We start from the raw sequence: 26,425 nt of genomic DNA, 5'->3' as shown, positions 1-26,425 counted from the left end.
AGGCGCCGATCAAAGCCGTGAGTGACAGGCGCCGGTTACAACGTGAGTTAAAGCCGCGAAGTTACAACCGCTCACCGAGGAACGTCAGCGTGCGGCCATGCGCGAGCGCTGCTGCGGGCTGGTTATACGATGCGCGGTCCGAGCAGTTGAAGCCGTGATCGGCATTCGGATAAATATTGAATTCCGCATCGGCACGGCCGGCGAAGCGCTCCTGAATCTGGCCGACAGCCGACAGCGGGATATGCGCGTCGAGTTCGCCGTAGTGGAATTGCATCGGCACTTTGATCTTCGCGGCCTGATCGAGCTTGTTCTGGATGCCGCCGCCGTAGTACGCCACCGCGCCGTCGAGCGTGCCTTGCGCAGCTGCCAGATACGCGATCTGGCCGCCGAAGCAGAAGCCGATCGCCGCAATCTTGCCGGTCACTTCCGGCATCGCGCGCAGCGCCGCGGCGGCTGCGCCGATGTCGGCCACCGCCTGGTCGACATTGGTCTTCTGCATCAGCTCGATGCCTTTCTCGCGATCCGCGCCGTCATACGTCAATTCGACGCGCGGCTGCACGCGCCAGAAAATGTCCGGCGCGAGCGCGACGTAGCCGTCTTGCGCATACTGATCCGCGACCGAGCGGATATGGCTGTTCACGCCGAAGATTTCCTGAATGATGATGACTGCCGGTCCCTTGCCGCCTTTGGGCAGCGCCAGATAGCCGCCGAAACTGTCGTTGCCGGCGGGAATGTCGATCCAGCGGGAAGTCGTGCTCATATTGCTCTCCATTTACTCGTGCGTTGATGCGCAGGGTCGGTCTGAATGAATGCCCGAGGCCTGAATGCCTGAGACGGGCGGTCAGTTTGCCATCAAAAGAAACGGCTTGCAGTGAGGCTGCGCGCGGCCTGACAACGCCCGCCGCACGGCGATGATCTCGTAAGGCGATTGAAACATTCTCGATAATTCATTTCTCCGCGCGCGCATGGCTCGGTAGAGTCGAAAGTCCTGGCTCGTTGATGCGACGAGCGCTTTGCCGGAGAGAGAATCGATCATGAATGAAGGCAGTTTTGTGACGCCGTTTGCGGCACGTTTCGAGTTGCGGGTTCCCGTCGTGCAGGCACCGATGGCCGGCGGCGCGACGACGCCTGCGATGGTGGCGGCGGTATCGAATGCCGGCGGTCTCGGCTTCCTCGCGGCGGCGGCACTGTCGCCCGAGAAAATCGCGAGCGAAGTCGCGGCGATTCGCGCGCTGACGGATCGTCCCTTCGGCGTGAACCTGTTTGTACTGGAGCCGGCCGCACCGGACGAAGCCACCGTGCGCCGCGCGCTCGAAGCAATCGATCCATTACGCACGGACCTCGGTTTGCCGCCGGGTCAACCGCTCGAACGCTATGCGCCGGATTTCCGCGCGCAACTGGAAACGCTGATTGAATTGCGCGTGCCGGTGGCGAGTTTCACATTCGGATTGCTCTCAACTGCCGACGTCGCCCGTCTGCATGCAAACGGCCTATATGTAATAGGCACAGCGACGCATGTTGCCGAGGGTGTCGCCTGGCGCGATGTGGGCGCAGACGCCATCGCCGCGCAAGGCGCGGAGGCGGGCGCGCATCGCGGCACCTTCATCGGCGCATTCGAGGAGGCGCTGGTCGGCACGATGGCGCTCACGCCGCAACTCGTCGATGCGACCGGCCTGCCGGTGCTGGCCGCCGGCGGCATCATGGACGGACGCGGCATCGTCGCCGCGCTCGCGCTCGGCGCGCAAGCCGCGGTAATGGGCACGGCGTTCCTCACTTGTCTGGAGAGTGCGATACCGCAGGCATGGAAAACCCGAGTGCGCTCGATGTCGGATACATCGACCTCCGTGACGCGCGCGATCACCGGTCGCCATGCGCGCGGCATACGCAATCCGCTGATGCAGCGCTTAAGCGAGTCGGCGCATAAGGTCGCGCCTTATCCGGTGCAAAACGCCTTGACGCAGGAGTTGCGGCAAACCGCGAGCCGCGCGGATAACGGCGACTATCTGTCTCTATGGTCAGGCCAGGGCGCCCCGCTTGGCCGCAAGCGCCGGGAAGGCCTTGGCGCTGCCGAACTGGTTGGGCAACTCGAGCAGGAATGGCATGCTGTGGCAGCACGGATCGGTGCGCTCGAGCGTTGATTCGGCATGGCTCAGACGCGCGTCGCGGCAACTGCGGCGCGCTTTGTTTTTACGCAAAAAGCCTATTCGAAACATTAACGGTTTAACACGCGAAAAGCTTTAGGCCGTGCTGTTAGACGATAGGCGTACCTAGCGGAAACCCGCATGGGCTGGTGCTCTCCGGCCTGTCTTTCCAGCCGGAATCGGCTCTTGTTGGATAAACGCTATTAGTGTTCATCCCACTTCCTCAAAAAAGTCCCACAATTTAATTTGATGGCCTACACTTGCGCGCAAGTACGGTTTGCCGTCTGCCACAAACAGTCCGGTGAACGTGCTGGCCAAGTGCATGAACGATGCAACCGGCGTGGTCGTCCACGGGACTGAGCGACACGTGTAGGGAAGCGGGGGCACAGGGCGATTACGTTGTTTTTGGGACCGAAACTGGAGACTTACATGAACATCAAGATTCAAAAGCTTTTGCCGATCAGCGCTGCGGCCATGTTGTTTGCGTCATTGGCTACGGGCGCGGTGGCGGACGAGGTCGTCAAGATCGGCCACGTTGCACCGTTGACCGGCGGTATCGCTCACCTGGGTAAAGACAACGAAAACGGCGCGCGTCTGGCTGTTGAAGAAATCAACGCCAAGGGCCTGACGATCGGCGGCCAGAAAGTCACGCTGCAACTCGACGCACAAGACGACGCAGCTGACCCGCGTACGGCTACGCAAGTTGCGCAGAAGCTGGTTGACGATAAGGTCGTCGCAGTGGTCGGCCACTTGAACTCGGGCACGTCGATCCCGGCTTCGAAGATCTATAGCGATGCTGGCATCGTGCAGATCTCGCCGTCGGCAACGAACCCGGCTTACACGCAACAAGGTTTCAAGACGACGTACCGCGTCGTGGCGACCGATGCGCAACAAGGTCCGGCACTGGCTAACTACGCAGCCAAGGGTCTGAAAGTGAAGAGCGTCGCGATCGTCGACGACTCGACCGCTTACGGTCAAGGTCTCGCCAACGAATTCGAAAAGACCGCCAAGTCGCTGGGCCTGAACGTGATGTCGCATGACGCGACGAACGACAAGGCTGTCGACTTCCGCGCGATTCTGACGAAGATCAAGGGCGAAAACCCGGACGCGATCATGTACGGCGGTATGGACGCAACCGGCGGCCCGTTCGCCAAGCAAGCCAAGCAGCTCGGCCTGCGTGCGAAGGTGCTGGCAGGCGACGGCGTGTGTACCGACAAGCTGTCGGACCTGGCTGGCGACGCAACCGACAACATCGTCTGCTCGGAAGCCGGTATGGCGCTCGAGAAGATGGCTGGCGGCGCAGCGTTCCTCGCCAAGTATCAGAAGCGTTTCGGTCAGCCGATCCAGATCTACGCTCCGTTCACGTATGACGCTGTGTACATCATCGTCGACGCTATGAAGCGTGCGAACTCGACCGATCCGGCGAAGATCCTGGCAGCAATGCCGGCGACCGACTACAAGGGTGTGATCGGCGAAACCACGTTCGACTCGAAGGGCGACCTTCAACACGGCGTGATCTCGCTGTACAACTACAAGGCAGGCAAGAAGACGCTGCTCGACGTAGTGAAGATGTAATAGCCGCATGACCGAAGACAGCTGTGTTTGCCTTCGGTCAAGCAGTTAAAAGGCACGCGCGCCGCAAGGCTCGCGTGCCTTTTCTTTTGAGCGTTTGCGTGCGAGGCTGGCGAGCTTGGGAACATCGTTTGGGAGAATGCCGTGACCACTGAGATCCGTTCGATCGACAACAGCTGGCGCCGCTGGATTGCAGAGAATCTGCTGCTCGACGCACCGCCGCCCGCGCTGCACGGTGCGCTGGTCGGACATGGTTTCGACCCGGCCGAAGCTGCGCGCGAAATCGAGACGGCGCTCGCGAGTCCTTACTTTGAGGGTGCCGTGCGTTTGCGCAATCGTTTGCGCAAGCGCGAATGGATATTGTCGGTGTACGGCACGCTCAATCGTATGCGCGCCGGAAGCGGTGTGATAGAACGGCGCGAGCGCTTATCGCGTGACGAGTTCTTTGAGCAGTACTACTTTCAGAACCGGCCGGTCATCATCACCGGTGCTTTCGATTTCTGGCCGGCGCGCACGCAGTGGAGTTTCGACTACTTTCGCGAGCGGTGTGGCGAGTGTGAAGTCGAAGTGCAGTTCGGACGCGAGTCGGATGCGGCTTACGAAATCAATCAGCCGAAGCTCAAGCGCATGATGCGCTTTGCCGATTATGTCGATCTCGTCGAGCGCAGCGGCTCGACTAACGATTTCTACATGACCGCCAATAACACCTCGCACAATCGCGCGGCCCTCGCGGCGTTATGGCCAGACGTGCCGGCTATCCGCGAATATCTCGACGCCGGGTCGCCCGATACGGGTTTTTTCTGGATGGGCCCTGCAGGAACGAAGACGCCGTTTCACCATGATCTGACCAATAACTTCATGGCGCAGGTGATCGGCCGCAAACAGATCAAGCTGGTGCCGTTGTCCGATACGCCGCATATGGCGAACATGCTGCATTGTTATTCGGAGGTGGACGGCGGGGCGATCGACTACGAGCGTTTCCCGTCGATGCGCAATGCGCATTTGATGGAATGCACGCTCGAACCCGGCGAATTACTGTTTCTGCCGATCGGCTGGTGGCATTACGTGGAAGGACTCGATGCATCGGTGACGATGACGTTCACCAACTTTCTGCAGCGTAACGACTTTTCGCGCGACTACGTGACGTATCACGAACTGTGAAAAAAACGGCGAGCCGGTTGACCCGGCTCGCCGCTCCCCCCTTCGACGCTTGTTTTTTCGCGTCTTTATTGACTGTCGTTATTCGTATTCGTTACTTCTTGCTCGTCAGGCCACCCAGACCGCCGAGCAAGCCGCCGCCCGTGGTGCCGCCGGTCGAAGTCCCCGAACCGGTCAATGCGCCGGTGACAGTGCCCAGCAGACCAGTGATCGGCGCAAGCGGGTTGCTGGTGCTGCCCGTGCCGCCCGAACCCGCGGCCGACCCGAGCGCGCCTGTCAGCGACGACACCGCCGACGTCACCGGTGCCAGCGGGCTGCTGCCGCCGCTGCCGCCGCTGCCACCGGTCGCGCCGCTCAATGCGCCCGTGACCGAGTTCAGCACACCGGTCAGCGGTGCCAGCGGGCTGCTGCCTGAGCTACCGCCGAGGCCGCCGAGACTGCCGGTCACCGTGCTGAGGACGCTGGTCAGCGGTGCAAGCGGGCTGCTGCCTGAACTGCCGCCGAGGCCACCGAGACTGCCGGTCACCGTGCTAAGGACGCTGGTAATCGGCGCAAGCGGGCTGCCCGAACCGCTGCCGCCGGTCAGGCCGCCGCTCAAGGTGCTGGGCAACGCGGTGAGAATGCTGGTCAACGGCGCCAGCGGATTGCCCGTCGTGCCGCCGCTTCCGCCCGGATTCAGGATGCCGGTGAGGCCGCCCAGCGGGTTGCCGCTGCTCGTGCTGCCTGCGGTCAGCAGGCCGCCGGCGGACGTGACCGTGTCGCCAAGCTTGGTCACGACATTGCCGAGGTTCTGACCGATCGGGTTGTTGGTCGCGTTGCTGACCTGGCTGCCCGCGGTGTCGAGGCCGTGACCGATGGTCGACAGCAAACCGTTCAGTGGTGCGCCGAGTCCGGTCGTATCGCCGACGGTTTGAGTCGTTTGCGCGAGCGTGGCGGTGATCGGCGTGATCGCGGTGCTGACGGTCTGCGTCACTTGCTGGATCGGACCGTTCGTCAGCTGCGAGGTCAGTTGCGTGCCAAGGCCGCTGACTGCGATGCCGAGCGTGGAGACCGTGCTGCCGAGCGGCGTGGTCAGCGGACTGAGAGGTGCGGTGGGACCGCTACCGAGACTCGTCACGAGCTGGCCGGCGCTGTTGACGGCCTGACCGGCGTTATAAACGAGGCCGCCGCTGCTCGCCAGCGTCGTGCCGAGCGGATCGGTGGAGTTGCCGAGCTGGCCGAGGCCGTTCACTGCACCCGTGCCGACTGCGGTGACACCGGCGCCGAGATTCGAGACGACGTTGCCGAGCGCGGTCGAGGTGGCCGGGTTCGAGCCGGGGATCGGCGTGAGGCCGATCTGGTTGCCGATCGCAGACACGGTTTGGCCGGTCGCGGTCACCACGTTGCCGGTGTTCTGGACGACGACGCCGATCGGATTGGCGCTGGTTGGTGTGGGCGTCGGAGTTGGCGTCGGCGTGGGCGTCGGCGTGGGTGTAGGTGTAGGCGTCGGTGTGGGCGTCGGAGTCGGTGTGGGCGTCGGCGTAGGCGTTCCGCCTCCGTTCCCCGAGCCGGAACCTGAGCCGCTGCCGGAACCGCTACCCGATCCGCTCGAGACGCCAGGTCTGACCAACGTGCTTCCGCATCCGGTCAGTAAGATCATCGACGTCACGCACATGGCGATCGCCGACAGTTTGAAATTGCGATTCATGGTCTGCTCCCCCGTAATTTGAAAATTGCTGGGGAGCTAACTGCAAGGCCTATGCCATTTATGTTTGCATGCTCAATGCAGAGAATAAAATCATACAGATCAATAGGTTGCGAGCCTGCGCGCGAAGCGGGGAAGGTTCCGATGTCACCGATGTGGCGGGGAACACATCAGCGTGTAGGCCTCGCGTAACGTAACGTAAGAACGCCGGTTTTCATATGGCGTGACGCCCGCCGATGCAACAGCAGCGCGCGTCTGCGTCAGATCTTCAAACGCCGCAGCACCTTCGGACCGGCGACCGCGATCAGAGCCGAACACACGGCCACCACTGACAACCCGATCGGCAGGCTGGTCGCCTGCGTCACCGCGCCGATGATTACCGGTCCGAGCAGCAGCCCGAAGTACGCCAGCCCGGCGACATGCGCGAGTCCTTCGGCCGCGTGAATGCCTTTGACGCTTGCCGCCGCCGCAAACAGCACGGGCATCATGTTGGCGAGGCCGAGACCCATCAGCGTGAAGCCGACGAGGGCGACGACCGGATTCGGCAGCAGCAACGCGCCAACCATGCCCGCGCAGGCCAGCGACGCGCTCGCCATCACCAGTTGCGGCGCGCCGAAGCGGGCGCGCACGGCGTCGCCGGCGAACCGCGCCGCTGCCATGCCGGCCGAAAACGCCGCGTAGGCGGCGCTCGCGAGGGCCGGCGTGGATAGCACGACGTCGCGCATGTAGACGGTCGCCCAGTCGTACATCGCCCCTTCGGCGATCAGCGCGACCAGTGCCATGACGCCGAGTGCCCATAAGGCCGGCGAGCGCCAGCGGTTGGCGCGCGGCGTGGCGGCGTCGGGATGGTCGGCGTGGGGTACGTGCGGCAGTACGGAAGGACAGGCTGCAATCAGCACCAGCGCGCTGATCGCCGCGGCAAGCGTGAGATGCACAGCCGGCGCCATGCCACGCGACAACAGGAGACCGCCTACCGCTGCGCCGGCCATCCCGCCGACGCTGAACATGCCGTGCAGCGCCGACATGATCGGCCGGCCGAGCGCTTTCTCCACAGCGCTGGCTTCCGCGTTCATCGCGACGTCGAGCGTGGCCATGCCCGCGCCGAAGACGGCCAGCACGATCAGCAACATCCAGTAAGCCGGCACGATCAGGATCAGCGCCGCACATGCCGACATCACCAGACCGCCCGTCAAACAGGCCCGGCGCGTACCGACCCGCGCAATCCAGGACGCATTCGCCGCCATGGCGCCGATCGAGCCACCGGCGAGAGCTAGCAGCGCATATGAGAGCATCGCCGCGTTCAGATGGAAGCGGTCGCGCACTGTCGGCACGTGCACCCCCCACGACGCGTACATCATGCCGGCGATGAAGAACAACGCCATCGTGGCGACACGGGCGCGCTGCCGCGCGGTGCCGGAGAGATCGCGATGAGCAGCGGGGAGGGTGACGAATTCGGAGGAGCGGTCGGACACGGAAATCTCAAGGAGGGAGAACGCGCGAGAAAGCGCGTTGAAAGCGAATTTCCGATTCTAACGAAGCGCGCTGTCTTATGCTTGGAGCGAATTGATCCGAAGCCTGCCCATCGAGGAACGCGCACTTGAACATTCCCGCTCACGCTCCGCTGCATCTGCTTCATATCGCCGCTATCGGTACGCTCGCTACACACGCGCGTCAGCCGGAAGGTTTTCCTTATCCTTCGGTGTTACCGTTCGCGCCGGACCCGCAGCATCGTCCGACGATCCTCGTGAGCCGGCTCGCCGAGCATACGCACAACCTGCACGCTGACCCGCGCGCCGGCTTTCTGGTCGTCGATGCACCGGACGGCGACGTGCTGAGCGGCCAGCGCGTCACCTTGCTCGGCACGTTCGAACCGGTCGACTCGACCCCCGAAGTCGTACAGCGCTATCTGCGCTATCACCCGGACGCCGAACGGTACCTGGTTCTCGGCGATTTCACGTTCTGGGCGATGAAGCTCGAACGGCTGCGCTACATCGGCGGCTTCGGCGCGATGGGCTGGCTCGCCGGCGCCGACCTCGATCCACTGCCGCCACTCGGCTTCGACGAAGAAAACGCGCTGATCGAATATTTCGCCGCTCATTCCCAGGGCGCCAGTGGAGTTCAATTGCTCGGCGTCGATCGCTATGGCGCTGATCTGAAGCTGGACGGCGTGCGTACCCGTTTTGTCTTCGACGATGCGAAACGCAATACCGAAACCTTGCATGCGGCGCTCGAAGATTGCATCCAGCGCCACGCTAATTAAGTTTCGATTGCTGTTTGGGGAAAACACTCATGCCGCAATAACAAGGGAGAGCGTGGCTCGTAATATGTTCCGACGTTTCATGTTAAAGCTTTCATCGCATGAAATGTTGGGACAATTTCCTTATCTTAAATTTCATTTTTTGATAGTTAATTCATTAATGTCTGATGTGCGAAGCTGTTTTTCAGCGGAATGCGAAAATTACCTATTTGAAAGGGTCCGCGTAACACCGCGTCGGCGTGAAATTTTTTGAAACGAATTGAGATTAATTTTACGGCGCCGCTTTTGTAGTTTTTCTATTTTGTGTTAATCTCGCCATCAAATTCCGAGGCATGATCACTTCAAAGGGCAAGCCGGCTTAAGACTGGCAGTCATTTATCCAATCCATAAGGGAACCTATGTCTTCCTACAAGGAACTACTCGCACAGCGCGAGAAGCTCGAAAAGCAGATCGAAGAAGCAAAGTCGCGTGAATATGCAGAAGTGTTGAATGAGATCAAGCAGAAAATGGCCGATTACGGCATTTCGCTGACTGAACTCGGTGGCGGCCGTGGTGCCAAGGCTGCTAAAGCCGGTCGTCCGCGTGCAGGCGTCGCGCCGAAGTATCGTGACCCGGATAGCGGCAGCACGTGGTCGGGCCGCGGCAAGCCCCCGCGCTGGATCGCAGGTCTGGACCGTGAGAAATTTCTGATCCAGAAGTAATAGTTTTACGGTCAATCAGTGGCGCCTATAGCGCCCGCTGTTGCCAGAAAAAAACCGCGTACCGTCAAGGGCGCGGTTTTTTTATTTCCGCGGCAAATTGCCGTGACTCTTTGTCGCACGCGCTCCATGAAACTGGAACGCGAATGCTTTTCGTTTAGATAAGCGTCTGATTTAAAAGGTTTTTTTGTGGTTTATCCAGCGCATATTGAGATGTGCCGGGTAGAATGCAGGTATTGAACTCTTCCCTTTGTTTCAGCGATGCCTTCCTCCGCCGCCGTCCAGTCCGTCGAGAAACATCGCGTTGCGCGCAAAAGTACCTTTGTCAGTATTGCGCTCAATACGGTGCTGATGACGCTGCAAATCGTCATCGGCGTGTTTGCTCATTCGCAGGCGCTGGTCGCCGACGGTATCCATTCGTTAGCCGATCTGATTTCCGATTTTGTCGTGCTAATCGCTAATCGGCACAGCGGCGCCAAGCCTGACGCGGATCACAATTACGGACATAGCCGCTATGAAACGGTCGCGTCATTGTTTTTGGGCGCGCTGCTGATTGTTGTCGGCGTTGGTATGTTGTGGCGCGCCGGCACACGTCTCGCCGATTTGCAAAGCATCCCCGCCGTGCATATGAGCGCGCTCGCGGTCGCTGTGCTGGTGCTGATTTCCAAAGAAAGCCTGTTTCGCTACATGCTGCGCGAAGCGCAACGCGTGCGTTCGGCCATGTTGATTGCGAACGCATGGCATGCACGTTCGGACGCCGCTTCGTCATTGGTGGTCGCGATTGGCATTATCGGCAGCCTCGCAGGCGTGCGTCTGCTCGATCCGATCGCCGCGGCGATTGTCGGCTTCATGGTGGCGCGCATGGGCTGGATGTTCGGCTGGGACGCGCTGCAAGATCTTTCCGACCGCGCGCTCGACGAAGCCACCTCCGCCGACATGCGCGCGCTATTGCTCGCGACGCCCGGCGTACGCGACGTGCATGAAATGCGCACCCGCAAGATGGGCGACTTCGCGCTGGTCGATGCGCACATTCTGGTCGACCCGCTGATCTCGGTATCGGAAGGGCACTACATCGCCGAATCGGCACGCTTGCGTGTGCTGGCCGACAACCGGGTGCTTGACGCGTTGATCCATGTCGACCCGGAGAACGACGCGGTGGCGCGACCGCCCGTCAATCTGCCGACCCGGGAGCGGGTCGTCGCCGAAGTCAACGCGGCGCTCGCCGCGGGTGGCGTGAAGGCCGCGTCGGTCAATATGCATTACTTGAGCACGGGGCTCGATGTCGAAGTGGTTCTGCCGGCGCCAGGCGCGCGCACGGCCGAAAGCGATGAGCCGTGCCTTGCTCGCGTCGATCTGGACGCGCTCAGGCGCCGCCTCGGTGCCCGCAAGCTGAACGTGCTGCAGGGAGTGGACGCTCCGCAGGCCGAAAGCAGCGTTTCGACGGAAGCAGGGGCCGGCGACGCCAGCGCCAAGGCTGAGCAGCCGCATAGCGCCACGTGAGCGCGGCTATAGTCTCACAGCGGCAATTGCGTATCGAATTTGATCTCGCGCAGCACGACGCTCGTGCGCACTTGCGCGACGGCAGGAATCTTGAAGATGCGTTCGTGCAGAAAGCTGTCGTACGCCTTGATGTCCGGCGCGACGATCTTGAGGATGTAATCGGATTCGCCGGTCGTGCTGTAGCACTCGGTGACCTCCGGGCAGGTCGCGATTTCCCGCTCGAACTGTTCGACCCCGCCCTCGGTGTGGCGCGTGAGATGGATATGCGCGAGCGCGCAGACGTGTAGCCCCAGCTTTTCGCGATCCAGCAATGCCGTGTAGCGCTGGATCACCCCTGATTGCTCCATATCCTTGATACGGCGCCAGCACGGGGTGCTTGACAGGCCGACCTGGTCGGAAATCTCTTGCACGGACCGGCGTGCGTCGAGCTGCAACAGGCGCAGGATTTTTTGAGAGAACGTATCGAGTGTCAACTGCGCCTCCGTTGGCGTCGCCCTATCAACGCATGGTAGAGGTCTCGAAAACGAAACGCAATGTAAAACGGCTTCAGCGAGGGAGATTACCTAATTTGCCGGTTCCTCAGCGGCGTTTTGTCCTGAGCCGTCCCCATCTTTAGCGGCCGTCAGCGTGGCCGCCTGAACGGCGCGCAGATCCTTGAGCATGTTGCAGAAAAGCGCGCCCTGTTCGATCGCGTCGTCCAGCGCGACATGCGTGTGGGGATGTTCGTCGAACCAGTGCTTCGGGAAACGTGGCTTGATGTTCTTGCGGTACGGCAGGCCGGTTAGTGCGAAGGCCAGCGTTTTGATATCGAGCGCCGACCACGAAAACGGGCAGCGGCCGACAAACCGCATCATGTACCAGAACATATAGGTGAAGTCGAAACCGGCCGGCATCGCCACGAACACCGGCTTGCCCGGCAACGCCTCGACCCATTCGACATAGGCGGTCAGCGCGGCCTGCGGATCCTGCAAATTCTTGCGGCAGGCTTCCCACGCCTCCGGCTGCGTCTTCCACCATGCTTCCTGCACCGGATGCGGCGTGGCGCCGTCGAGCAATTCGAGATTCGCGGAGAAGGTGGCGATCAGCTGCTTGTCTTCCGTGTACGCGGCGGAGGCGAAACTGAGCATCGAATGCGGACCGGGAATCGGGCCGTCCGCTTCGACATCGGTGCTCACGTAGATTTCGCTGCTCATGCTTTGACTCCGTCGGCGACATACGGATTGGTGCGGCGTTCGGCGCCGAACGTGGAGGTGGGGCCGTGGCCCGGAACGAAGGTGACGTCGTCGCCGAGCGGCCAGAGTTTTTCGCGGATCGCGTGTACCAGGTCGGCGTGATTGCCGCGCGGAAAATCCGTGCGGCCGATCGAGCCGGCGAACAGCACGTCGCCCACCAATGCGAGCCGATGCGCGCGGCTGAAGAACACCACGTGGCCGGGCGTGTGGCCGGGGCAGTGATAGACCTCGAGGGTTTCGTCGCCGAATTGCACGGTCTCGCCGTCTTGCAGCCAACGGTCCGGCTCGAACGCTTCGGCAGCAGGAAAGCCGAAGCGCGTGCTTTGGTCCGGCAGCTTGTCGAGCCAGAAACTTTCGTCGGGATGCGGACCTTCGATCGGTACGCCGTAGTGCGTGGCGAGCGTCTTCGCGCCGGCGCAGTGATCGATGTGGCCATGCGTGAGGAATACTTTTTCGACCGTCACATTCTGGCGCGCGATTTCACCCTGGATGACATCGAGGTCGCCCCCTGGATCGACAACGGCCGCGCGCCCGGTTGCCTCGCAAACGAGCAGCGAGCTGTTCTGCTGGAACGGCGTAACGGGGATCAAGGTGACTTTCATGGATGACGGCGCCGCTGGGAAAACGTTGATTGTACCGGCGTCTCATCGACGCTCGTCGAGGGCGCTGAGGCCCCGCTGCAGCGGGCTTTGAGCTGCCCATTTTTGCAGCAAGAGTGAAAATTCATCAAGGTTTTCAGTCGCTTGCCATCCCAAAATTTTCTTTTGGGTATAATGGCCTCCATGCACAAGGAATTGTGCATGCCACACGGCGATGCGTCCCCATCAAAAATGGGCACGCGGATTGCCACTCAAGTATGGGCTGTCGCGGTATTGGGCGGCCATCAGGTATCGATGCATTCGATGCACACGTCTTACCCAGCCAGGCGCCGCGCGCCTGCAACGGACTTAAATGCCGTGACGCTGGGTGGGGCCTACGCCGCTGTTCCTGCGCGCTGAGTTCCGCGCGCAAGAACGTGTTTGCCACGTTCGATGGCGGCATGTGGGGTCTGGTCAGGCTGCCGGGGACAGGTTGCGCCAGACGTGAAAATTAACCGTGCGGTAGCGGCTGGGTAGCCGCATCCGGGCTTTGACGTACTGCGCTTTTCTGCGCGGCGCGTTGTCGTCCATTGCCGCCGGAGTCGCAGGCAACACGCTCAACTTTTCGCGTGATGCGGCTCGACAATTTGATTGCACGTCTTATGAAAACTCGGTTATCCCGTGGTCTGGGGACTCTTTTTGCCTTTTTTGTGCTGGCCGGCTGTGCCACGCCTCCGGGCGCGAGCAGCACGTCTGACAGCGGCGCGCCGCTGAGCACAAAGAATGCGCAGGCAGGTTCCTTCGGCCCGCAAGCTTTCGGTAGCGCGCCGGCATCCGGCGCAGCCGCCCAAGGCTCGTCGCTGGCCGATGCGCAGCCGCTTACTGACGACAATTCCGGCGTCTCGGACTTTCATCAGATCGGTCGCGCCTCGTGGTACGGCCGCGGGTTCCATGGCCGCCGTACCGCCAACGGCGAACGTTTCGACATGCACGCGCTGACTGCGGCACATCGCACGTTGCCGCTCGGCTCGTATGTTCGCGTGACCAATCCGGCCACCTCGCGCTCGGTTGTCGTGCGCATCAACGATCGTGGCCCGTATGCGCGTGGCCGGATCATCGATCTGTCAATGGCCGCCGCCGCCGCGCTCGACATGCGCCACGCCGGTACCGCGCGCGTTCAGATCGAAGGATTGACGCGACAGGAAGCACGCGCTGAGATGAATGAAACGCTGGCGTCGAACTCAGAGAAGTAATGAAATGGCCGCGGGCGCGTCTCTGACGCGCTTGTGACGCCGCGCAACATGGCGCTTACTCGCGCCGTTGTTCGCCAAAAGACAAAGGGCCGCTTCGCGCGGCCCTTTTCTTTTACTCATCAACCGTGGCTGCACGCAGCCGCTCATCCCTTGTGGTCCGGGCTTGTGCTGCGAGCCTGATTCGCTGGCGGACCTCCCTTCTCGTCCGCCTTATTCCTCGTCTTTCTTCAACGCCAAAGCGCGCGCGTAGAGCGCATTGCGCGACGCGCCGGTGAGGGTCGCGGCAACTTTTGCCGCGCTGCTCACCGTCAATTCTTCCAGCAGGATGCCCAGCAACGCGTCGTGATCGTGTTCGCCCGCGGCTTCCGGCTGCGCGCCTTCCACCACCAGGACGAACTCACCGCGTTGCCGGTTCGGATCGGCTGCGAGCCACGTTGGCCCTTCGGCCAGGGTGCCGCGGTGCAGCGCTTCATGTAACTTCGTCAATTCCCGTGCGATCAGCAGTTTGCGTTCGCCGCCGAATGCGTCCGCCATGGCCTGCACCGTTTCGACGATCCGGTGCGGCGCTTCGTAGAACACCATCGCGTGCGGATGGTTCGCGAGCGCTTGCAGTGCCGCGGCGCGTGCTTTTGCCTTCGGCGGCAGGAAGCCGAGGAACGAGAACGTCGCGACCCAGTCGCCGGCCGCGCTCAAGGCGGTGGCGAGCGCGCTTGCGCCGGGTAGCGGAATGACCGGGAAGCCGGCTTCGCGCACCGCGTCGACGAGTTTCGCGCCGGGGTCCGAGATGCCGGGCGTGCCCGCATCGGATACGTAGGCCACGCGTTCGCCTGCTTGCAGATGCTCGATCAGGCGCAGCGCCGCGGCCCGCTCGTTGTGCTGATGAACCGCGACGAGCGGCTTCGAGATGCCGTAACGCGCGAGCAATTGGCCGGTGTTGCGGGTGTCTTCGGCGGCGATGCGGTCCACCAGTCCGAGCACATGCAACGCGCGCAGCGTGACGTCGGCGATATTGCCGATCGGCGTGGCCACCACATAGAGCGCGGCGGCAGGGTACTGCTGCCCTTGCGCGAGTTCGGAGAGAGGAGTCATGAGGCAGAAGACGCAGACAGACAGAACGAGGCCGCCATTGTGCCACGCAGCGGCGCGTGAACTGGATGGTGGGCAGGTGAGGGCGCGGGCCGGCGGCCACAACTTTTCGAGACCAACCGGGTCCAAACTCGTCGGCGCGGCTTTCGAGGCGCGTGCGATGGAGTTTTTGCAGCGGCAGCGTTTGCGTTTCGTCGCGCGCAACGTGCTGTGCCGGGGTGGCGAGATTGATCTGGTGATGCGCGACCGTGACGGCGCTCTGGTGTTCGTCGAAGTTCGCGCGCGTGCGCAGCAGCATTATGGCGGCGCGGCAGCCAGCATCGGCTGGCAAAAGAAGCAGCGGATCGTGCGTGCCGCGCGGCATTACCTGGCAACCCGCAGCAGGCGTTCGCATGATGAGCCCGCGTGCCGTTTCGACGTAATTGCGTTCGAAGCCGGCCGGCTCGTGTGGCTGCGCGATGCGTTTCGCGCGGACGAAGTCTGATGCAGTGCGGGGAGAACAGGCGTGAGTGCGATAAACTTGCGCTCGCGTGCGGACCTCGTGAACCACACCGGTGTATGGAAAGCAGCGACGGGATAGCGCATTTCGCGATGTTTTTGCGCACCTACACTGTGTGTCCGGCACGGTTCATCAGAGCGGCACGACTTCGCAATACGACTTCACAACACGGCCGCGTACTGCGGTCTATTCGCGGTAGAAACTAGAGACTCGATGTCAGTCGAACGCATTCAACAACACTTCCGCGACAGCGCGGCAGTCAAACTCGAAGCCCTCGAATCCCTGTCGATGCCGATCGCCGCAGCGATCGACACGATGTTCGCCGCGCTTGCCAACGGCAGCCGCATTCTTGCGTGCGGCAACGGCGGCTCAGCGGCCGACGCGCAACATTTCGCCGCCGAACTGATCGGCCGCTTCGAGCGTGAGCGCCCGGGCTTGCCGGCGATTGCGCTGACCACCGACACCTCCGTGCTCACCGCCATCGCCAACGACTACTCGTTCGAGCAGATTTTTTCGAAGCAGGTTTGGGCCCTCGGCCAGCCCGGCGATGTGCTGCTGGCCGTCACCACGTCCGGCAATTCCGCCAATGTGCTGGCCGCGATCGAGGCCGCGCACGAGCGCGAAATGATCGTGGTCGCGCTAACAGGCAAGGGCGGCGGCCGTATGCAGGAAGTGCTGGGCGATACCGATATCCACATTTGTGTGCCGTCCGATCGCACCGCGCGTATTCAGGAAGTGCATTTGCTGACCATCCATTGTCTGTGCGACGGCATCGATGCCATGTTGCTGGGCGAAGACTGAGATTGATTCCGAAGGAGAGCTAGTTGATGAGCGTATTCCGCGTCAAGAAGACACTGGTGAGAACCGTGCTGGTGGTCGGGTTCGCCGCGGGACTGTCCGCGACGTTGCAGGGATGCTTTCTCGCCGTTGCTGGCGCGGCGGGCGGCGGCGCGCTGGTGGCGACCGACCGGCGCACGCTCGGCGCGCAGACCGAGGATCGCGAGATGCAGGTGAAGGCGCTGTCGCAGATCAGCCAGAACTTGCCCGACAACGCGCACGTCAACGTGACGGTGTTCAACCGCCGCGTGCTGCTGACCGGCGAAGTGGCGGGTGACGTCTCGAAGCAACGCGCGGAGTCCATCGTGCGTGGCTTGAACAACGTCAACACGATCGTCAACGAACTGGCGATCATGCCGGCCAGCTCGTTCTCGTCGCGCACGAATGACACTTACCTCGAGACGCGCGTGAAGACCGCGCTGATCGCTGAGAAGAACATTTCGGCGAACAACTTCAAGGTCGTGGCCGAGCGCGGCTCGGTGTATCTGATGGGCCTTGTCACGATGGACGAAGGCAATCGCGGCGCCGATGTTGCGAGCCGCGTGCCGGGCGTGGTGCAGGTCGTGAAGGTGTTCCAGTACATTCAGCCGCAGGAAGCCGCGGCGGCGGCCGCTGCAGCGGCGACCGCACCGGTTGCCGCTTCGCAGCCGGACGCGAGCACGCCGACTGTCGGCGCGATCCCCGATTCATCGGTGAGTTCGCGTCCGCTCGATCAGCAGGCGCCGGCGCCGGTCACCAATTCGAACGCCGTGCATCCGGGTAATCCGAAGGCGACGACGCCATGACGCGGGGCGTTGCTTTCGCTGTAGCGATGTTGATGGCTGGCGCGTTGGCCGGCGCTTTTACCTCTTCAGCACGTGCGGCCGATGCACCGCGTGGTCAGATCGTTGCTAACTCGAATGCCTGCATGGGATGTCACGCGGTAGACCGCAAACTGGTCGGCCCGTCGTTCCAGCAGATCGCTACGAAGTACAAGGGCGATGCGCAAGCGCCGGCAAAATTGTCGCGCAAGGTGAAGGACGGGGGCTCCGGCGTATGGGGGATGATTCCGATGCCGGCGCATCAGTCGATGAGCGATGCGGATATTCGCACAGTGGTCGATTGGGTGCTGGCTGGCGCGCCGTCCAAGTGATGTTTTGCCGCCCCTTTTGCCTCCGGGTTTTACCGCCGCGGGGGCTTGGCAAAACGCAAAATGCCTGTGCTAGAATTGTTTGCACGTTGGGGGGGTAGCTCAGCTGGGAGAGCGTCGCGTTCGCAATGCGAAGGTCGGGAGTTCGATCCTCCTCCTCTCCACCAAAGATCACGTCGAAAGTTGTCCGAGATTGTCCGAAAACCCCGCAGCCGAAAGGCTTGCGGGGTTTTCTGTTTCTAACGAAATCCAATCGCCCTTATCTCCCCCAAAGGGAGATGTCGCGCATGCGACTTACGCTCACTCCCGAAACTCCACCCCATCCAAACGCCTCAATTGCGCGATGTCGCGAAGCGGCGGCGCGCCGAAGTGCCGGCTATATTCGCGACTGAACTGCGAAGGGCTGTCATACCCGACCCGGACCGCGACCGACCCGACATCTCCGCTATGCCGGAGCAGTAATCTGCGCGCCTCGTGTAGCCGCAGTTGCTTCTGATACTGCAGCGGAGTCAGTGTCGTGACGTTCTTGAAGTGATGATGGAGCGACGACACGCTCATGTTCACCGCATGTGCCAGCGTCTCCATCCGCAAAAGCTCGGTGTAGTGATTCTGGATCCACTCGATTGCCCGCGCGATCCGGTACGTCTGACTCCCGTTCACCGCGACCTGCCGCAGCCTTTTTCCTTGCTCGCTCGTCATCAGCCGGTAGAGCAATTCCTTTTCGATGAGCGGTGCGAGTACGGGAATGTCACCCGGAGTATCGAGCAATCGTACGAGTCGCAGCGCGGTATCGAAAACCGGTGCCGAGAGCGTGGCCACAGCGATGCCTTCGCCCGCCGACGCGGCATCCGGTTCAGGCAGGCGCAACTGCGTCGCCAGTTCGACGATCCGCTGCGGATCGAGCGTGAACTTCACACACAGATAGGGCGCGTCGGGTGAGGCCCGCGTCACCCGCGACATCACCGGCAGATCGACGGATGTCACGAGGCAATGCAGATGATCGTAGACGTACGCCTGCCCCGCGACCATGACCCGCTTGGCGCCCTGCGCCGCGAACACGAATGCGGAGCTCGTCACGCCGCAGCCGAGATCCACGGGCTGCGAGTAGCGATAGAACGTGAGCGATGGGATCGCCGTCTGATGGGTACCGTCCGTCGGCGCGAAGCGGCTGATGAGCGCGGCGAGTTCCCGGCGCGCGGTTTCGCGTTCCGCCGAAGGATCGGGCCGGGAGGAATGCTGTTTCATGCGCATGGAACTCCGTGAACGGAATTGAGCGTACCCAACCGCTGCCGGACAAGCGCGGCTGGCCTGCTCGATTTGCAGCATTGTTCAATAAATTTGCAGGATTGTGTAAGCGCAACCGCAGGCAGTCGGTACACACTGCCGCGTACACCCGGCGCCAAGTCCGGGCTTTCCCCACGGAGAGGTTCCATGTCCACATCGTTTGTCCTCAACGGCAAGAACGTTACGCTCGACGCCGATCCCACCACGCCGCTCCTTTGGGCAATCCGCGAGGACGCGGGCCTGCACGGCACGAAGTTCGGCTGCGGCATGGCGCAATGCGGCGCCTGCACGGTTCATCTGGAAGGCGAGGCCACCCGCTCGTGCGTGCTGCCGCTTGCGGCTATCGCGGGTAAGCGCATCACGACTATCGAAGGCATCGAAAGCCGGCCCGCGAAAGCCATCCAGGCTGCATGGGTCAAGCTGCAGGTGCCGCAGTGCGGGTACTGTCAGTCCGGACAGATCATGTCCGCGACAGCCTTGCTCGAACATAACGCCACGCCCACCGACGCCGACATCGATGCCGCGATGAACGGCAACATCTGCCGGTGTGCGACCTATACCCGCATTCGCGCGGCCATCCACGAAGCCGCTGCCACCCTGAAGGCCTGACCATGACGACCGATCTCGATCTCAAGGATGCGGTACGCCCGTCGCGCCGAACCTTTCTGAAAGCAGCCGGCGCCTTCGCGGCAGTCGGTCTCACCATCGGCTTCGAATGGGCGGGCACGGGCCGCCGCGCGCTCGCCGCCACGATGCCCGACGCGACGTTCGCACCCAACGCGTTCCTGCGCGTCGCGCCGGACAACAGCGTCACGGTCATCGCGAAGCATGTCGAGATGGGCCAGGGCGCGTATACCGGCATCGCGACGATCGTCGCGGAAGAGCTGGATGCGAACTGGCAGGACGTGCGTGTCGAAAGCGCGCCCGCCGATGCAAAGCGCTACGCGAATCTCGCGTTCGGCACGATCCAGGGCACGGGCGGCAGTTCGGCGATGGCCAACTCGTGGATGCAATTGCGCGAAGCCGGCGCGAAAGCGCGCGCGATGCTGGTCTCCGCCGCCGCTGCGCAGTGGCAGGTGCCCGCATCCGAGCTGACGACGCTCGACGGCAGCGTTCATCACGCGGCCACGAACCGGACCGCGACCTACGGTTCGCTCGCGTCGGCCGCGGCCCGCTTGCCGGTGCCGGATACGGTCACGCTCAAGTCGCCGAAGGATTTTCGTTTGATCGGCCATCAGCTGCCGCGTGTCGACGTGCCGCCGAAAACCAACGGCACCGCGCAGTTCACGCTCGATGTGACGTTCCCCGGCATGCTGGTCGCGCTGCTGCAGCGTCCGCCGCTCTTCGGCGCGACGGTCAAATCGTTCGATGCGTCGGCCGCGAAAGCAGTGCCCGGCGTCGTCTCGGTCGTGCAGGTGCCGGGTGGCGTCGCGGTGGTCGCGAAGGGTTTCTGGGCGGCGAAGCAGGGCCGCGATGCGTTGAAGGTCGAATGGGACGATTCAAAGGCCGAAAAGCGCAGCTCGGACGCGATCATGGCTGAATACCGGCAGCTCGCCGAGCAGCCCGGCATGTCCGCCCGAAAAGACGGTGATGCGACGAAGGCGCTCGCAGGCGCGGTGAAGAAAATCTCCGCCAGCTATGCGTTCCCGTATCTCGCTCACGCGCCGATGGAACCGCTCGACGCGGTTGTCAAACTCACCGCTGACAGTTGCGAAATCTGGGCCGGCGACCAGTTTCAGACCGTCGATCAGGCCAACGCCGCACATACGGCGGGACTCGATCCGCAGCAGGTCAAGATCCACACGCTGTATGCGGGTGGCAGTTTCGGCAGACGCGCGAACACCCAGTCGGACTATATCGTCGAGGCCGTGTCGATCGCGAAGGCGCTGGGTGCGAACGGCACGCCGGTCAAGCTGCAGTGGACCCGTGAGGACGACATCCACGGCGGCCTCTACCGGCCGATGTACTTCCACAAGCTCGACGCGGGCCTGAGCGCCGACGGCAAGCTCGTCGGCTGGCGGCATCGCATCGTCGGTCAGTCGATTCTTGCCGGCACGCCGTTCGCCAGCGTGATGGTCAAGAACGGGATCGACGGGACGTCCATCGAGGGCGCCGCTAACGTGGCCTACGCGATTCCGAACGTCTCGGTCGAACTGACGACCACACAGACCGGCGTACCTGTGTTGTGGTGGCGGGTGGTCGGCAGCTCGCATACGGCATTCGCGGTCGAGGCGTTCATGGACGAAGCCGCGCACGCCGCGCGCAAGGACCCGTTCGTCTTCCGCCGCGATCTGCTCGCGCATGAACCGCGTATGCGGGGCGTGCTCGAACTCGCTGCGCAGAAAGCGGGCTGGGACCCGGCCAAACCGTTGCCGAAAGGCCGCGGGCGCGGCATCGCGGTAGCCGAGGCGTTCAAGACGTTCGTCGCGCAAGTCGCGGAAGTCTCCGTCGACAAGGACGGTAACGTGAAAGTGGAGCGCGTCGTGTGTGCGGTGGATTGTGGCACGCCGATCAATCCGGACGTCATCGCCGCACAGATGGAAGGCGGCATTGGCTTCGGTCTCGGCGCGGCGTTGCACAGCGCGATCACGTTAAAGGACGGCAAGGTCGAGCAGAACAACTTCGACGGCTACCAGGTGCTGCGGTTCGCGGAGATGCCCAAGGTCGAGGTGCATATCGTGCAGTCCGGCGAAGCGCCGACGGGTGTCGGCGAGCCGGGTGTCGCACCGGTCGGGCCGGCGGTCGCGAACGCGATCTTCGCGGCCACCGGCAGGCGGATTCACTCGCTGCCGTTTCCTGCCGCTTCGGAAAAGACCGCCTGACGGGCTGACCTAAGACGACGCGCCGCGTCGTGATTGACTGCGCTCCCGCATGCTTGTCATGCGGGAGCGTGGCGCTTTCCTGAATCAGAACTTATCCCACCCTTCATCTACAGTTGCAGTAGCAAGCGCAGCAACCGGCGCAGCGGCCGTAGCCCGCGCAACGCGTTTAGGAGCAGCAGCAACCGCAACCTCGCGTCGCTGCGCCTCCCGCCGAGCAGGAACCGGAGCTGCCGCTACCGCAGCCGCCGAATCCTTCACCTGAAAAAACGCCACGGCGTCAGTCAGTTGTTCCCCCTGGTCTTCCATCGACCGCGAAGCCGCAGCCGCCTCTTCCACCAAAGCCGCATTCTGCTGCGTGACGTTGTCCATCTGCGTAATCGCAAGATTGACCTGCTCGATGCCACGGCTTTGTTCGGTCGATGCCGCCGCGATTTCCGACATGATGTCGGTGACTCGTGCGACTGCCTGAGTCACCTCGGTCATCGTCTTGCCCGCCTCGCCGGCAAGCGCGGACCCGTCACGGATCTTGTCCACGGAAGTGGCGATCAGATCCTTGATCTCCTTGGCCGCACTCGATGAACGTTGAGCCAGGCTTCTGACTTCGCTTGCCACCACCGCGAAACCCCGCCCCTGTTCGCCCGCACGCGCGGCTTCGACGGCCGCGTTCAACGCGAGGATGTTCGTCTGGAACGCAATGCCTTCGATGATGCCCGTGATGTCCGCGATCTTCGTCGAGCTGTCGCTGATGTCGTGCATGGTGTTCACCACCTGACCGACGACCTCGCTACCCTTCTGCGCCACCGACGATGCATTCGCAGCCAGCATGCTGCCTTGCTGCGCGTTGTCGGCGTTCTGCTTAACCGTGGAGGTGAGTTCTTCCATGCTGGAAGCCGTTTCCTGCAACGAAGCGGCCTGCTGCTCGGTACGCTGGCTCAGGTCCATATTTCCCGCCGCGATCTGACGTGCCGCGCCGGCGATGCTGGTGCTGCTGTCGCGCACCCGTCCAACGGTCACCGTCAGCCGTTCATTCATCTCGCGCAGGGCGGTCAGCAGTTTGCTGGTTTCGTCGCGCCCCTCGACCGTGATGCGCGTTCGCAGATCGCCTGCCGACACCGTGCGCGCGACGTCGATCGCAAAACGCAGCGGTCCGGTCACGGCACGCGTGATCACCACGCATGCGCCGACGGCGAGCCCCAGCGCGATAAGGCAGATCGCGATCAGCAGATTGCGCTGGCTTTCGTAATGCGCCGTGTACTCGTTGACCAGTTGTTCCTGGCGTGAGCGCGTGTAGTCAGCGTACGCGTTGGTCGCACGAATCAGCGCGGCGAGCAGCGGCCGGCAATGCTCGTCCATCTCGGCGATCGCTTCATCTCTCTTGTTAGTGAGCGCGAGATTGACGATGTTGAGGGCAACCGGGCCATAAGCCGACTCGACCCGGTTGATCTCGGCGACGAGACTGCGTGCTTTCTCCGACGTGTCGGTCGCGCTGGCGATCATGTCGTTGAGCTTTTTCAGGTCGGTTTGCACGTCTTCGTGCGCACGCGTTACGTCAGCTTTCTCTACTTCGAGGTCCTGGGGTTTGGTCACGAGCACAAGGTTGCGCGCCGCGATTGCTCTACGATCCACGGCGGTTCGAACCTGCACCGCCATATCGGCGCGTGCGTTGATGCCGTGTACGAAGTTGGAAAACCCATCGGTCGAATCGCTCAGCGCCTTCAGGGAAAGGCCGGAAACCGCGACGACAACGACAGACAGCATGCCGAAACCGGCGATGAGTTTGGTTTTGATGGTGAGGTTTTTGAGGGTCACGATTTTTTATTCTCCAATAACGAAACGTTGAAGCGTTCGCAGTGGACTCTCAGGTCCGGGCATGGGAGCGTCTATCTGGCAGCCGATCATCGTGGCCGCCCCGCGCGGTTTACCCTTCGTGCCTTTCGCAGGACGCGTCCGAAGGTGCGTCGAACGTCAGGCGATAAATGGGTATCCCATTTACTGGTTATCGGATCGAATTCTTACGGACTTAAGAAATCCCGGGTATTCCTCTACAAAGCTTGCGCACGATGCGCGAAGAACGCATCGTTTTCGGTTGATTTGAATATATTTAGGTGCGCGGTGAAAGCATGAAACTTACATATTCATTTCATTTTCCGACGTGCGTCCGGGCAAATAACCTACTGGCGAACATCAGGCAACAAAAAATGGCTTGAACTAGCGGCCACACATGGATATGATTGAGCAATCACTCATTAATTACTTGTAGTCGAAACGACCTGCATGGCCCGTCCGAAAAGCGAAGACAAACGCAACGCCATCCTTGCTGCCGCAACGGAGGTCATTGCCGAGCAGGGTTTGAGCGCACCCACCGCGCGCATCGCAAAACTCGCAGGCGTGGCTGAAGGAACGTTGTTCACGTATTTCGACAATAAGGACGAGCTGCTGAACCAGCTCTACCTGGACATCAAGGCGGAGCTGCGCGAAGTGATGATGACGACCTATCCGAAGCAAGCCAGCGTGCGCGAGCGCATCCAGCACGTGTGGAACAGGTTTGTCGACTGGGGCGTGGCGCAGCCGCAAAAACGCCGGGCCGTGGCGCAACTGTCCGTGTCGGAGCGTCTGTCCGACTGCACGCGTGCAACTGGCATGGAGTCTTTCGCAGACATCAACACAATGATTCAGGCAAGCGTGGCGAGCGGCGCCTTGCGTGATCATCCGCCGGCTTTCCTGTCGGCAATCATGGCGGCATTGGCCGAAACCACCATGGATTTCATCGCTCGCGAACCGGCTAACGCCGACCGTTATCGCAAGGCCGGCTTTGAGGCGTTCTGGCACGCGATTGCCCAGAACTAATTTTTTTACCTTATTAATGAGCGCGCACACGCTCAATTAATCGAAAGGAGCACATTATGTCGAAGGTCTGGTTGGTTACGGGAAGCGCCCGCGGGCTTGGGCGCGATATCGTCGAAACGGCGTTGCGTGCCGGTGAGCGGGTGGTGGCTACGGCGCGCGATCCGCGGCAGTTGGCGGATCTGGTGACACGCTACGGTGAGCAGGTTCGCGCGGTCGCGCTAGATGTCGCGGATCCGGCGGCGGCACGCGCGGCCGTGCAGGCCGCAGTCGATGCTTTCGGCCGGCTCGATGTGGTCGTCAACAACGCGGGCTTCGGTCATCTGGCGCCGTTCGAGCAAACGACCGAAGACGATTTCCGTGCGCAGATCGACACCAACTTCTATGGTGTGGTTAACGTCACGCGTGCGGCGCTTCCGGTACTTCGGAAACAGCGATCCGGCCACGTGATCCAGATTTCGTCGGTGGGCGGCCGCGTCGGGATCGCCGGTTTGAGCGCGTATCAGGCCGCGAAGTGGGCGGTCGGCGGTTTCACCGAGGTGATCAGCCAGGAACTCGCGCCGTTTGGCGTCCACGTCACTGCGCTCGAGCCGGGCGGTATGAAAACGGAATGGGGCACGGGCGCGATGGGTGAGGCGCCGGAATTGCTGCTGGACTATGTGCCGTCGGTTGGCGCCGTCGCGGATATGCTGTCCCAGTACGTCGGCAAGGAAGCCGGCGATCCCGCAAAAGTTGCGCAAGTGGTGCTGAAGCTCGCGTATCACGATTCGTTGCCGGCGCATCTTCTGCTCGGTAGTGACGCATTGCATTTCGCCGGCGAAGGCGACAAGGCGCGCGCTGCAGCCGCCGAAGCGTGGCGAGCGGTCAGCGCGGCCACCGATTTCTCCGCGCCGACGCCGCTGCCGGAATTTCCGGGCGCACCGGCGAAAGCCTGAGCACGCATGCGGCCGCCCCGGGCGTCGCCCAGATCGCCCGCCACACTCAGGACAAAGCGGTCGCCGCCTGCTTGTAGGACATATCTGAAGGTTCGACCAATGCGCGCTGGCCGGGCGCAATCATGGAGCACGCATCATGAAGGTTCTGATTTTCGGCGCGACCGGCATGGTCGGGCAGGGCGTATTGCGCGAATGCCTGCGCGCGCCTGACGTCGAGGTAGTCCAGACAGTTGGCCGCACCCGCACCGGCCAACTCGATCCGCGTCTGAACGAACTGATTCAACCGGACTTGATGGACTACCGGACGGTGGAAGACTCGCTGACGGGTTTCGACGCGTGCTTTTTCTGTCTGGGCGTCTCGTCGGCAGGTCTGCAGGAGGCCGAGTATGTGCGCCTTACCTACGACCTGACGCTGGCCGCCGCGCAGACGCTGGCCCGTCTCAATCCGCAAATGACTTTCGTCTACGTGTCGGGCGCGGGTACCGATAGCACTGAACACGGCCGCACCATGTGGGCGCGGGTCAAGGGCCGGACGGAGAATGCGCTGCTACGGCTGCCGTTCAAGGCCGTCTATCTGTTCCGACCCGGTGTGATCGAGCCGCTGAACGGAGCCGTTTCGAAAACGCGCTCGTACCGGTTGTTTTACACGGTGGCGAGGCCGCTTCTGTCGACGCTGCGCGCGCTCTTTCCCAATCACATTCTGAGCACCGAAGACATTGGCCAGGCGATGCTGGAAGTTGCGCGTCATGGCGCCGCCAAAGCGGTGCTCGAGGTCGCGGACATCAGGGCGCTCAGCCGCGCCGCAGCCGAGCCGGCGCTCGATCTGCACGCGGGCTGAGCGCCCGGACGGGGTGACGTCCGCGCGCCGCGCCGCGGCCCGAGACGTCCCCTAGTCGAAAAAATTCGTTTAATCCGC

Annotated in this window: 25 protein-coding genes and 1 tRNA gene; 17 read left to right on the top strand and 9 right to left on the bottom strand. The window is 62.3% G+C overall.

What is annotated here, in order from left to right; all coding sequences use genetic code 11:
- Positions 1-61 precede the first annotated feature (61 nt).
- On the bottom strand, positions 62-760 hold the full coding sequence (locus M0D68_RS32930) for a dienelactone hydrolase family protein (RefSeq protein WP_266226489.1): 699 nt from the start codon (positions 758-760) through the stop codon (positions 62-64).
- A 274-nt stretch (positions 761-1,034) separates the two neighbouring features.
- Between M0D68_RS32930 and M0D68_RS32925 the strand changes: the two genes are divergently transcribed.
- From M0D68_RS32925 to M0D68_RS32915, 3 genes are all read left to right on the top strand, one after another.
- Positions 1,035-2,138 carry a nitronate monooxygenase family protein gene (locus M0D68_RS32925; RefSeq protein ID WP_266226487.1) on the top strand — a complete coding sequence of 368 codons (1,104 nt, stop codon included), beginning with the start codon at positions 1,035-1,037 and terminating at the stop codon, positions 2,136-2,138.
- A 432-nt stretch (positions 2,139-2,570) separates the two neighbouring features.
- Positions 2,571-3,716 (top strand): branched-chain amino acid ABC transporter substrate-binding protein, encoded by a 1,146-nt coding sequence (locus M0D68_RS32920; RefSeq protein ID WP_093644851.1) that lies wholly within the window; start codon positions 2,571-2,573, stop codon positions 3,714-3,716.
- Positions 3,717-3,857: 141 nt separating this feature from the next.
- Positions 3,858-4,874, top strand: coding sequence for a cupin-like domain-containing protein (locus M0D68_RS32915; RefSeq protein ID WP_266226485.1), 1,017 nt, complete (start codon positions 3,858-3,860; stop codon positions 4,872-4,874).
- A gap of 91 nt (positions 4,875-4,965) precedes the next feature.
- On the opposite strand, the gene M0D68_RS32910 is transcribed toward M0D68_RS32915, so the two are convergent.
- Together M0D68_RS32910 and M0D68_RS32905 are read right to left on the bottom strand one after the other, a co-directional pair.
- Positions 4,966-6,558, bottom strand: a complete 1,593-nt coding sequence (locus M0D68_RS32910) for a collagen-like triple helix repeat-containing protein (protein ID WP_266226484.1) — start codon at positions 6,556-6,558, stop codon at positions 4,966-4,968.
- A gap of 257 nt (positions 6,559-6,815) precedes the next feature.
- Positions 6,816-8,027: an MFS transporter gene (locus M0D68_RS32905; RefSeq protein ID WP_266226483.1), complete on the bottom strand. Its 1,212-nt coding sequence runs from the start codon at positions 8,025-8,027 to the stop codon at positions 6,816-6,818.
- 125 nt (positions 8,028-8,152) lie between these two features.
- On the opposite strand from M0D68_RS32905, the gene M0D68_RS32900 reads away from it, so the two are divergent.
- From M0D68_RS32900 to M0D68_RS32890, 3 genes are all read left to right on the top strand, one after another.
- The gene (locus tag M0D68_RS32900; RefSeq protein ID WP_200651910.1) at positions 8,153-8,815 is read left to right on the top strand and encodes a HugZ family protein; all 663 of its coding nucleotides are present in this window, start codon (positions 8,153-8,155) and stop codon (positions 8,813-8,815) included.
- Positions 8,816-9,210: 395 nt separating this feature from the next.
- Positions 9,211-9,513, top strand: coding sequence for an H-NS family nucleoid-associated regulatory protein (locus tag M0D68_RS32895; protein ID WP_054037926.1), 303 nt, complete (start codon positions 9,211-9,213; stop codon positions 9,511-9,513).
- A 258-nt stretch (positions 9,514-9,771) separates the two neighbouring features.
- Positions 9,772-11,010: a cation diffusion facilitator family transporter gene (locus tag M0D68_RS32890; RefSeq protein ID WP_211703949.1), complete on the top strand. Its 1,239-nt coding sequence runs from the start codon at positions 9,772-9,774 to the stop codon at positions 11,008-11,010.
- A gap of 14 nt (positions 11,011-11,024) precedes the next feature.
- Here the strand turns inward: M0D68_RS32890 and M0D68_RS32885 are convergent, their stop codons facing one another.
- The 3 genes from M0D68_RS32885 to M0D68_RS32875 form a co-directional block, all read right to left on the bottom strand.
- Positions 11,025-11,483: an Lrp/AsnC family transcriptional regulator gene (locus M0D68_RS32885; protein WP_012431468.1), complete on the bottom strand. Its 459-nt coding sequence runs from the start codon at positions 11,481-11,483 to the stop codon at positions 11,025-11,027.
- Between the two features lie 90 nt (positions 11,484-11,573).
- Positions 11,574-12,203: an exonuclease gene (locus M0D68_RS32880; RefSeq protein WP_093644839.1), complete on the bottom strand. Its 630-nt coding sequence runs from the start codon at positions 12,201-12,203 to the stop codon at positions 11,574-11,576.
- Positions 12,200-12,844: an MBL fold metallo-hydrolase gene (locus M0D68_RS32875; protein WP_093644837.1), complete on the bottom strand. Its 645-nt coding sequence runs from the start codon at positions 12,842-12,844 to the stop codon at positions 12,200-12,202. The genes M0D68_RS32880 and M0D68_RS32875 overlap by 4 nt, the downstream gene beginning before the upstream one ends.
- A gap of 608 nt (positions 12,845-13,452) precedes the next feature.
- Between M0D68_RS32875 and M0D68_RS32870 the strand changes: the two genes are divergently transcribed.
- On the top strand, positions 13,453-14,073 hold the full coding sequence (locus tag M0D68_RS32870) for a septal ring lytic transglycosylase RlpA family protein (RefSeq protein ID WP_266226482.1): 621 nt from the start codon (positions 13,453-13,455) through the stop codon (positions 14,071-14,073).
- A gap of 210 nt (positions 14,074-14,283) precedes the next feature.
- On the opposite strand, the gene rsmI is transcribed toward M0D68_RS32870, so the two are convergent.
- Positions 14,284-15,162, bottom strand: a complete 879-nt coding sequence (gene rsmI / locus M0D68_RS32865; protein ID WP_266226480.1) for a 16S rRNA (cytidine(1402)-2'-O)-methyltransferase — start codon at positions 15,160-15,162, stop codon at positions 14,284-14,286.
- On the opposite strand from rsmI, the gene M0D68_RS32860 reads away from it, so the two are divergent.
- From M0D68_RS32860 to M0D68_RS32840, 5 genes are all read left to right on the top strand, one after another.
- Positions 15,161-15,643: a YraN family protein gene (locus tag M0D68_RS32860; protein ID WP_266226479.1), complete on the top strand. Its 483-nt coding sequence runs from the start codon at positions 15,161-15,163 to the stop codon at positions 15,641-15,643. The two genes, rsmI and M0D68_RS32860, sit on opposite strands and share 2 nt — an antisense overlap.
- Positions 15,644-15,871: 228 nt before the next feature.
- The gene (locus tag M0D68_RS32855; RefSeq protein WP_093644827.1) at positions 15,872-16,459 is read left to right on the top strand and encodes a phosphoheptose isomerase; all 588 of its coding nucleotides are present in this window, start codon (positions 15,872-15,874) and stop codon (positions 16,457-16,459) included.
- A gap of 26 nt (positions 16,460-16,485) precedes the next feature.
- On the top strand, positions 16,486-17,280 hold the full coding sequence (locus M0D68_RS32850) for a BON domain-containing protein (protein WP_266226477.1): 795 nt from the start codon (positions 16,486-16,488) through the stop codon (positions 17,278-17,280).
- Positions 17,277-17,627 carry a c-type cytochrome gene (locus tag M0D68_RS32845; protein WP_266226476.1) on the top strand — a complete coding sequence of 117 codons (351 nt, stop codon included), beginning with the start codon at positions 17,277-17,279 and terminating at the stop codon, positions 17,625-17,627. The genes M0D68_RS32850 and M0D68_RS32845 overlap by 4 nt, the downstream gene beginning before the upstream one ends.
- A gap of 88 nt (positions 17,628-17,715) precedes the next feature.
- Positions 17,716-17,791, top strand: a tRNA-Ala gene (locus M0D68_RS32840).
- A 133-nt stretch (positions 17,792-17,924) separates the two neighbouring features.
- Here M0D68_RS32840 and M0D68_RS32835 read toward each other — a convergent pair.
- Positions 17,925-18,869: an AraC family transcriptional regulator gene (locus M0D68_RS32835; protein WP_093644889.1), complete on the bottom strand. Its 945-nt coding sequence runs from the start codon at positions 18,867-18,869 to the stop codon at positions 17,925-17,927.
- Between the two features lie 186 nt (positions 18,870-19,055).
- Here M0D68_RS32835 and M0D68_RS32830 point away from each other — a divergent pair, with 186 nt between their 5' ends.
- Both M0D68_RS32830 and M0D68_RS32825 read left to right on the top strand, forming a co-directional pair.
- Positions 19,056-19,517, top strand: a complete 462-nt coding sequence (locus M0D68_RS32830; RefSeq protein WP_093644821.1) for a (2Fe-2S)-binding protein — start codon at positions 19,056-19,058, stop codon at positions 19,515-19,517.
- 2 nt (positions 19,518-19,519) lie between these two features.
- Positions 19,520-21,730: a xanthine dehydrogenase family protein molybdopterin-binding subunit gene (locus M0D68_RS32825; RefSeq protein WP_266226474.1), complete on the top strand. Its 2,211-nt coding sequence runs from the start codon at positions 19,520-19,522 to the stop codon at positions 21,728-21,730.
- A gap of 84 nt (positions 21,731-21,814) precedes the next feature.
- On the opposite strand, the gene M0D68_RS32820 is transcribed toward M0D68_RS32825, so the two are convergent.
- Positions 21,815-23,539 carry a methyl-accepting chemotaxis protein gene (locus tag M0D68_RS32820; protein ID WP_266226473.1) on the bottom strand — a complete coding sequence of 575 codons (1,725 nt, stop codon included), beginning with the start codon at positions 23,537-23,539 and terminating at the stop codon, positions 21,815-21,817.
- Between the two features lie 465 nt (positions 23,540-24,004).
- Here M0D68_RS32820 and M0D68_RS32815 point away from each other — a divergent pair, with 465 nt between their 5' ends.
- The 3 genes from M0D68_RS32815 (at position 24,005) to M0D68_RS32805 (ending at position 26,347) form a co-directional block, all read left to right on the top strand.
- Positions 24,005-24,577 carry a TetR/AcrR family transcriptional regulator gene (locus M0D68_RS32815; protein WP_266226472.1) on the top strand — a complete coding sequence of 191 codons (573 nt, stop codon included), beginning with the start codon at positions 24,005-24,007 and terminating at the stop codon, positions 24,575-24,577.
- Between the two features lie 56 nt (positions 24,578-24,633).
- On the top strand, positions 24,634-25,509 hold the full coding sequence (locus tag M0D68_RS32810; RefSeq protein WP_266226470.1) for an SDR family NAD(P)-dependent oxidoreductase: 876 nt from the start codon (positions 24,634-24,636) through the stop codon (positions 25,507-25,509).
- A 136-nt stretch (positions 25,510-25,645) separates the two neighbouring features.
- A complete protein-coding gene (locus tag M0D68_RS32805) occupies positions 25,646-26,347 on the top strand; it encodes an NAD(P)H-binding protein (protein WP_093644811.1) in 702 nt (233 codons plus the stop codon).
- The last annotated feature ends 78 nt before the right edge of the window (positions 26,348-26,425 follow it).

Source organism: Paraburkholderia sp. SEWSISQ10-3 4, from assembly GCF_030464785.1.
GTDB classification, from domain to species: Bacteria; Pseudomonadota; Gammaproteobacteria; order Burkholderiales; family Burkholderiaceae; genus Paraburkholderia; species Paraburkholderia aspalathi.
This window is presented reverse-complemented; position numbering and strand designations above follow the sequence as displayed.

Coding starts and splice junctions, on each gene's coding strand:
- M0D68_RS32875 (WP_093644837.1), bottom strand. CDS start 12,844: ATGAAAGTCACCTTGATCCCCGTTACGCCGTTCCAGCAGAACAGCTCG.
- M0D68_RS32920 (WP_093644851.1), top strand. CDS start 2,571: ATGAACATCAAGATTCAAAAGCTTTTGCCGATCAGCGCTGCGGCCATG.
- M0D68_RS32825 (WP_266226474.1), top strand. CDS start 19,520: ATGACGACCGATCTCGATCTCAAGGATGCGGTACGCCCGTCGCGCCGA.
- M0D68_RS32845 (WP_266226476.1), top strand. CDS start 17,277: ATGACGCGGGGCGTTGCTTTCGCTGTAGCGATGTTGATGGCTGGCGCG.
- M0D68_RS32910 (WP_266226484.1), bottom strand. CDS start 6,558: ATGAATCGCAATTTCAAACTGTCGGCGATCGCCATGTGCGTGACGTCG.
- M0D68_RS32880 (WP_093644839.1), bottom strand. CDS start 12,203: ATGAGCAGCGAAATCTACGTGAGCACCGATGTCGAAGCGGACGGCCCG.
- M0D68_RS32835 (WP_093644889.1), bottom strand. CDS start 18,869: ATGAAACAGCATTCCTCCCGGCCCGATCCTTCGGCGGAACGCGAAACC.
- M0D68_RS32895 (WP_054037926.1), top strand. CDS start 9,211: ATGTCTTCCTACAAGGAACTACTCGCACAGCGCGAGAAGCTCGAAAAG.
- M0D68_RS32830 (WP_093644821.1), top strand. CDS start 19,056: ATGTCCACATCGTTTGTCCTCAACGGCAAGAACGTTACGCTCGACGCC.
- M0D68_RS32860 (WP_266226479.1), top strand. CDS start 15,161: ATGAGGCAGAAGACGCAGACAGACAGAACGAGGCCGCCATTGTGCCAC.
- M0D68_RS32925 (WP_266226487.1), top strand. CDS start 1,035: ATGAATGAAGGCAGTTTTGTGACGCCGTTTGCGGCACGTTTCGAGTTG.
- M0D68_RS32815 (WP_266226472.1), top strand. CDS start 24,005: ATGGCCCGTCCGAAAAGCGAAGACAAACGCAACGCCATCCTTGCTGCC.
- rsmI (WP_266226480.1), bottom strand. CDS start 15,162: ATGACTCCTCTCTCCGAACTCGCGCAAGGGCAGCAGTACCCTGCCGCC.
- M0D68_RS32870 (WP_266226482.1), top strand. CDS start 13,453: ATGCGGCTCGACAATTTGATTGCACGTCTTATGAAAACTCGGTTATCC.
- M0D68_RS32850 (WP_266226477.1), top strand. CDS start 16,486: ATGAGCGTATTCCGCGTCAAGAAGACACTGGTGAGAACCGTGCTGGTG.
- M0D68_RS32810 (WP_266226470.1), top strand. CDS start 24,634: ATGTCGAAGGTCTGGTTGGTTACGGGAAGCGCCCGCGGGCTTGGGCGC.
- M0D68_RS32805 (WP_093644811.1), top strand. CDS start 25,646: ATGAAGGTTCTGATTTTCGGCGCGACCGGCATGGTCGGGCAGGGCGTA.
- M0D68_RS32855 (WP_093644827.1), top strand. CDS start 15,872: ATGTCAGTCGAACGCATTCAACAACACTTCCGCGACAGCGCGGCAGTC.
- M0D68_RS32890 (WP_211703949.1), top strand. CDS start 9,772: ATGCCTTCCTCCGCCGCCGTCCAGTCCGTCGAGAAACATCGCGTTGCG.
- M0D68_RS32930 (WP_266226489.1), bottom strand. CDS start 760: ATGAGCACGACTTCCCGCTGGATCGACATTCCCGCCGGCAACGACAGT.